This window comes from Acidovorax sp. KPB24-07, assembly GCF_057543315.1.
The window spans coordinates 1-6521 of sequence record NZ_BAAJYS010000213.1 but is presented as its reverse complement, the minus strand read 5'-3'; the positions used below and the strand labels follow the sequence as shown (position 1 = coordinate 6521).

Sequence of the window (6521 nt, the reverse complement as noted above, 5' to 3'; positions counted from 1 at the left end):
CTGCCGCGCGCTGTCGGCGTTGTGGCGCACCGTGGCGCTCAGCTGCTCCATGGAGCGCCGCCGTCTGCCGCAGCGCGCCGGCCTGGCCCTCGGTGCGCGCCGACAGGTCGCCGTTGCCCTGGGGCGATCTGCGCGGCAGCGGCCGAGACGCTCTCGGCGCCCTCGTGGATGGCGGTCACCACGGTGGCCAGGTGGTCGCGCATGTGGCGCAGCTGCGCCATCAGGCTGGTGTCGTCGCCGGGGGCGAGGGCGATGGCCACGGTGAGGTCGCCCTGGGCCACGCTGCGCGCCAGGGCGGCGGCGGTGGCGGGCTCGGCGCCCAGTTCGCGCAGGATGCTGCGCGCCACGAGGTAGCCGAAGCCGAGCGCGGCCAGCACGCCCGCCGCCACGGCCACCACGATCCCCAGGCGGGTGTCGGCGAAGGCCACCTCGGCGGCTTCGTAGTCGGCCTGCGCCGTGTCCAGTTGCACCTGCGTGAGGGACGACAGCACCGTCTGCAGCGGGTCGAGCGCCGGGTACATCTCGCGGGCGGCGAAGGCGGTCAGCCCCGGGATGTCGCCGGCGTCCAGCAGGCCCTCGAGCCGCGCCACCGCCGCATCGGCGGCCAGTTGCAGCGGGCGAAATTGCGCGACCAGCCGGCGCTCCTCGCCGATCAGCGGGGCGGACAGGTAGGCCGACCACTGGGCGTCGATGTCCTTGCGTGCGCTGGCGATCGAGTCGAGGCCCTGGCGGGGCGTCATGGCGCCGTCGCGCACCTTGTGCGCCGTGTCCACGACGTTCACGGCATAGGCGTCCGCCACGATCTTGATCTGCTTGAGCGGCACGACACGGTCGTGATAGACCGACACGAGTGCGGCATTGGAGCCCGCCATGCCCAGCAGGCCGGCGGCGCCGACGCCGGCGGCGAGCAGGCACAGGAGGGCCAGGAGCAGGGCCAGGCGGGTGGCGACTTTCAAAGGACCGAAGTGCAGCATGTGGTGTTTTCTCCCTGAAATTGTTGGAATGCTTGGTGTTTGGATGTGCGTCTCCTGCCAGGGGGCTGGAGATGGGGTGGATGGTAGGAATCTGTGAGCGGATGTTTCTCAACAATGCTCAAATGTTGCTTTGCATCCTCCCGGCCTGGCCGCGCGCCACCGGGCCCGCGCCATGGCTTTCGCCGGGGCGGCGCACGGGCATCGCACAATCGCGGGCATGAAAACCCTACGCCTTCGACCCGGCAAAGAGCGCTCCCTGCTGCGCCGCCACCCCTGGATCTTCGAATCGGCCATCGCCAAGGGCGGCGGCGACAGCGGCGAGACCGTGCGCGTGGAGTCGCACGAGGGGCAGTTCCTCGCCTGGGCCGCGTTCAGCCCGACCTCGCGCATCCGCGCACGCGTGTGGAGCTTCGACGAAGCCCAGCGCATCGACGCTTCTTTTTTCATAGCAGCATGCCGGCGTTCCATATGCGCCAGAGGCCGATTCGGCATTGAAAGCGATGGGGTGCGCCTGGTGCATGGCGAGTCCGACGGGCTGCCCGGCCTGATCGTGGACCGCTATGGCGACACCCTGGTGGCGCAGTTCACCAGCGCCGGCACCGAGCGCTGGAAGGCCGTGATCGCCGACGCGCTGCTGCAGGAAACCGGGCTGGCGCGCCTCTACGAACGCTCCGATGCCAGCGTGCGCGGGCTGGAAGGGCTGGAGCCCGCCACCGGCTGGCTGCGCGGCGAGGGCGAGACGGGCCTGTCGATCCGCGAGCACGGCTGGCGCCTGACGCTGGACATCGCCGAAGGCCACAAGACCGGCTTCTATCTGGACCAGCGCGACAGCCGCAAGCGCTTCGCCGACGCCACGCAGCGCCTGGGCTTTCAGCGCGTGCTCAACTGCTACTGCTACACGGGCGGGTTCACCGTCGCGGCGCTCTCGGGCGGGGCGGGGCACGTGACCTCGATCGATTCGTCCGGCCCGGCGCTGGAGCGCGCCCGGGCGCACGTCGCCCTGAACGGCTTCGAGGCCGGGCGTGCGGATTTCCTCGATGCCGACGTGAACGCCTCGCTGCGGCAGTTCCTCAAGGAAGGGCGCACCTTCGACGCCATCGTGCTGGACCCGCCGAAGTTCGCGCCCACCGCCGCGCACGCCGACCGGGCCGCGCGCGCCTACAAAGACATCAACCGCCTGGCGCTGCAGCTGCTGGAGCCGGGCGGCATGCTGTACACCTTCTCGTGCTCGGGCGGCATCAGCGCCGATCTGTTCCACAAGATCGTCGCCTCGGCCGGGGCCGACGCGGGGGTGGACGGCTTCATCCTGGAGCGCCTGGGCGGCGCGCCAGACCACCCCATGACGCTGGAGTTTCCCGAGGGTGAGTACCTCAAGGGCCTGGCGGTGATGCGCAAATAGCCGGCCGCGCTCAGCCGCCCGCGCCGAACACCTCGACGCGCCCGCGGCCGTTGTGCTTGGCCCGGTAGCAGGCCACGTCGGCATCGTGCAGCACCACGTCGGGGCTGTCGCTGTGGCTGGAGAAGACGCGCACCCCCACGCTGGCGCCCACGCGGAAGCGGGCGCCTTCGGCGGCGAAGTCCTGCTGGTGGATGGCCTGGACGATCTTCGTCCCCACGGCCTGCGCCTGCTGCGTCTCGCAGGCCTGCAGCACCACGACGAACTCGTCGCCGCCGATGCGCACCAGCGTGTCGGCCATGCGCACCGACTGGCGCAGCAGCACCGCCACCTGGCACAGCACCTGGTCGCCCGCGCCGTGGCCCGCCGCATCGTTCACGGCCTTGAAGCCGTCCAGGTCGATGTACAGCAGGGCATGCGGCCCGGGCTGGCCGGACAGCGTCTGCACGATCGAGTGCAGCCCGCGCCGGTTCTGCAGGCCCGTGAGTGCATCGTGCAGGCTTTCCTCGCGCAACTGGTCCGTCAGCGCGCGCAGTTCGTCCTGGCGCCGCTTGTCGGTGCTGATGTCGGTGTGGAAGGCGCAGGTCTGCCCGTCGGCCATGCGGTTCATGGCCACCCGCACCCAGCGGCCGCCGGGCAGCGGCACCTCGAACGGCACCCCGGCGAAGTTCAGGCTGTCGTGCAGGGCGGCGACGATGTCTTCGGCGCGCGCCGCGTATTCGTCCGGGGCGCAGGCCGATGCCCAATGCTGGCGCACCACCTCGGCGTAGCTGCGCCCGAGCGCCGCCACCTTCGAGGGCAGGCCATACATGGCAAGGAAGTGGTCGCTCGCAAACACGATGCGCCCGTCGCCGCTTTGCACCGAGGCGCCGTCGCCCGCGTGTTCGAGCATCTGCAGCGCATCGCCGGCCGGCCGGTCGGCGGGAGGCGGTGCGGGCGCCTGGGTGGGCATGCGAAGGTTGGCCTCGGCCAGTTCCAGCCAGATGCGCACGCGGTGCCCGTCGCCCATGGAGGACGCCGCCACCCGCAGCCAGCGGCCCCGGTGCTGGAAGACGTAGGGGCGTGTCTGCTGCACGTGCCGCGCGATGCCGTCGGCGACATGGCGCTCCAGGTAGCGCAGGTCGTCCGGGGCCAGGCGCTGGCGGTAGAAGCGGCGCAGGTTGTCCGCGTACGGCTCGCCGGCGTGGACGTGGCCGTCGTGCTCTGGAAAGAAGCGCAGGAAGCTCTGGTTCCACAGCACGGTGCGGTGCTGGTCGTCGAAGGCGCACAGGGCGATGCCCAGGGAATCGAGCAGCGTGGCGGTCAGGCGGTAGTCCATGGCCAAAACGTATCAAAAAGCTTCTTCGATAGTCACTGTATAGCAGGCCGATGACGGTGTTGCGCTCGATGGGGGTGCTTGACAGCGCCGCTACACTGGATGATGGTCCTGCAGCCGCCTTCGCGGCCGCGCTGCAGAGGCCGCGCGCCGTGCTTTTTCTTTCTTTCCGCTTTGCGGCACCCGCTGTTTCACCCAAGGCTTTTCTCCATGTCCCTCATTCCCGCCACCATCCTGACCGGCTTCCTGGGCTCGGGCAAGACCACGCTGCTCAAGCGCCTGCTGTCCGAGGCCCACGGCCAGAAGATCGCCGTGATCGAAAACGAATTCGGCGAAGAGAACATCGACAACGACATCCTGGTCACCGAGTCCAAGGAGCAGATCGTGCAGATGAGCAACGGCTGCATCTGCTGCACCATCCGCGAGGACCTGCGCGAGACGCTGCAGCTGCTGGCCGCCAAGAAGCGCAAGGGCCTGCTCGACTTCGACCGCATCGTGATCGAGACCACGGGCCTGGCCGACCCCGGCCCCGTGGCGCAGACCTTCTTCATGGACGAAGAGATCGCCGAGACCTACCTCATCGACTCCATCATCACCCTGGTGGACGCCAAGCACGCGCCCCAGCAGCTCAACGACCGCCAGGAAGCGCGCCGCCAGGTGGGCTTCGCCGACCAGATCTTCCTGTCCAAGACCGACCTCGTGGGCAAGGAAGAGGCCGACGCCCTGATCCACCGCCTCAAGCACATGAACCCGCGCGCGCCGATCAAGGCGGTGCATTTCGGCGAGGTGCCGCTGGCCGAGGTGCTGGACCTGCGCGGCTTCAACCTGAACGCCAAGCTCGACATCGACCCGGATTTCCTCAAGGAAGACGACCACGACCACGGGCACGACCATGGGCATGACCACCACGATCACGACCACGCGCATGGCGAGCATTGCGACCACCCCTCGCATCAGCACGGCCAGGGACATGGCCACCACCATCACCACGACGATGACGTCAAGAGCTTCGTCTACCGCGCCGAGCGCCCGTTCGACCCCGCCAAGCTGGAGGACTTCCTGGGCGCCATCGTCAACATCTACGGCCCGCGCATGCTGCGCTACAAGGGCGTGCTGCACATGAAGGGCACCGAGCGCAAGGTGATCTTCCAGGGCGTGCACCAGTTGATGGGCAGCGATCTGGGCCCGCAGTGGGCTGAGGGCGAGCAGCGCCTGAGCAAGATGGTCTTCATCGGCATCGACCTGCCCAAGGACATCTTTCTCCAAGGCCTGGGACAGTGCCTGGCCGAGTAGGACAGGACCCCGTTTGGGGCTTGCCGAACCGGCTTGTGTGATATCTGCCACTTTCCAGTTCGCGCCGGGCCTGGATCGATACAATCGCGCCCCGGTAAAACGCCGGAAGGCCTGCTACTGCCCCTGGAGCCGCGTCGCGTGCTCAGGGCCCGCCCCTACTGCGAGGAGACAGGAAGTGAAAGCCGAACCCAGCAAACCCGAGGCGGATGCCAAGGCACCCTCCAGCGGCACCGTCCGCGCGGCCGCCAAGGCGCCCGCCAAGTCCAAAGCCGCCGTGCCGGTGCCTGCCTCCGCAGGGCCTTCGAGCGAACCCGCGCGCAGTCCCCGGCCTTCTTCCCGTTTGGCCCAATTGACCGTACCATCCATGGCACCCGCGGTGGCCTCCACCGCCGCCAAAGCCAGCTATACACACACCATGCCTACGACCCTGCAACCGCAAAATTCCGTCGCGGCCGCCAAGAAAGATCCCAAGCTGGCCGGCAACTGGAAAACCAAGTCCGCCGAAGAGCTGAGCGACGCCGAAGTGCTCGCCATGCCCGACAGCGAGTACATGAACGAAAAGCAACTGGCGTTCTTCCGCCACAAGCTGGTGCAGCTCAAGCAGGACATGCACAACAACGCCGGTGAAACCACCGAGCACCTGCGCGAAGACACCGTGGTCGTGCCCGATCCCGCCGACCGCGCCACCATCGAAGAAGAGCACGCCCTCGAACTGCGCACGCGCGACCGCGAGCGCAAGCTGCTCAAGAAGATCGAGCAATCCATCGGCCGCATCGATGCGGGCGACTACGGCTACTGCGACGAGACGGGCGAGCCCATCGGCGTCGGCCGGCTGCTCGCGCGCCCCACGGCCACGCTGTCGCTGGAAGCGCAGCAGCGCCGCGAACTCAAGCAAAAGATGTTCGGGGACTGACCGGCCGATCCTGTCTCCCCTTTTTTGCGCGGCGAGCGACCTGAACCACCATCCATGAGCAAGGAAGAGTCTTCCCCCGGCCTGTTGTCCAAGATGGTTCGGTTCGTCCGCAACCCCACGGTCAACTGGACCGATCTCGACTCCATCGACGCCGACCGCGAAAGCCAGTACAGCAAGCAGATGCTCAAGGAGATGATCGAGCGCAAGCGCCGCAACGATTTCGTGCGGCGCCGGGAGTTCGATCAGTTGCGCAAGCTGCGCAAGCGCGAGGCCCTGCAGGGCCAGCGCACCGAAGACCCGACCGCGCGGCCTTCGTTCTTCCAGAGCAGCATGGCATCACCCGATGACCGGGCCGTCACGCTCAAGAAGATCGACGAGATCGAAGCGCAGATGTCCCAGCAGTGGTGGAAGAGCAAGAACACCCCCACGCCCAGCGAACTGGGCGACACCGCCCTCACCGATTCCACCATTGCCGCGGCCCACGACCGGGCCTTCGCGCCCACGGCGCCCGCCAGCCTGCCTGGCGTGCTGTCGGCCCCGACCGCCGTGCAGCCGCTGTTTTCGGGTGAGAGCCTGCTGCCCTCCGGCGCCCCCGAGGGGGCCGGCGCGGCGCCATCGCCTTCGCAGGCG

Annotated in this window: 5 protein-coding genes and 1 pseudogene; 4 read left to right on the top strand and 2 right to left on the bottom strand. The window is 68.4% G+C overall.

Annotated elements, in window-relative coordinates; all coding sequences use genetic code 11:
* Positions 1–38 precede the first annotated feature (38 nt).
* Positions 39–974 (bottom strand): Tar ligand binding domain-containing protein, encoded by a 936-nt coding sequence (locus tag AC27IQ_RS17425; protein ID WP_487090209.1) that lies wholly within the window; start codon positions 972–974, stop codon positions 39–41.
* 217 nt (positions 975–1191) lie between these two features.
* Here AC27IQ_RS17425 and AC27IQ_RS17420 point away from each other — a divergent pair, with 217 nt between their 5' ends.
* Complete coding sequence (locus AC27IQ_RS17420) at positions 1192–2373, top strand: class I SAM-dependent rRNA methyltransferase (RefSeq protein ID WP_284429480.1); 1182 nt, start codon at positions 1192–1194, stop codon at positions 2371–2373.
* Between the two features lie 10 nt (positions 2374–2383).
* Here AC27IQ_RS17420 and AC27IQ_RS17415 read toward each other — a convergent pair whose 3' ends face one another.
* Positions 2384–3688, bottom strand: a complete 1305-nt coding sequence (locus AC27IQ_RS17415; RefSeq protein WP_487090208.1) for a sensor domain-containing diguanylate cyclase — start codon at positions 3686–3688, stop codon at positions 2384–2386.
* A 207-nt stretch (positions 3689–3895) separates the two neighbouring features.
* On the opposite strand from AC27IQ_RS17415, the gene AC27IQ_RS17410 reads away from it, so the two are divergent.
* From AC27IQ_RS17410 to AC27IQ_RS17400, 3 genes and pseudogenes are all read left to right on the top strand, one after another.
* Complete coding sequence (locus AC27IQ_RS17410) at positions 3896–4978, top strand: CobW family GTP-binding protein (RefSeq protein ID WP_487090207.1); 1083 nt, start codon at positions 3896–3898, stop codon at positions 4976–4978.
* 175 nt (positions 4979–5153) lie between these two features.
* Complete coding sequence (gene dksA, locus AC27IQ_RS17405; protein WP_272567197.1) at positions 5154–5891, top strand: RNA polymerase-binding protein DksA; 738 nt, start codon at positions 5154–5156, stop codon at positions 5889–5891.
* 54 nt (positions 5892–5945) lie between these two features.
* Positions 5946–6521: pseudogene (locus AC27IQ_RS17400) on the top strand (hypothetical protein); the annotation flags it as partial.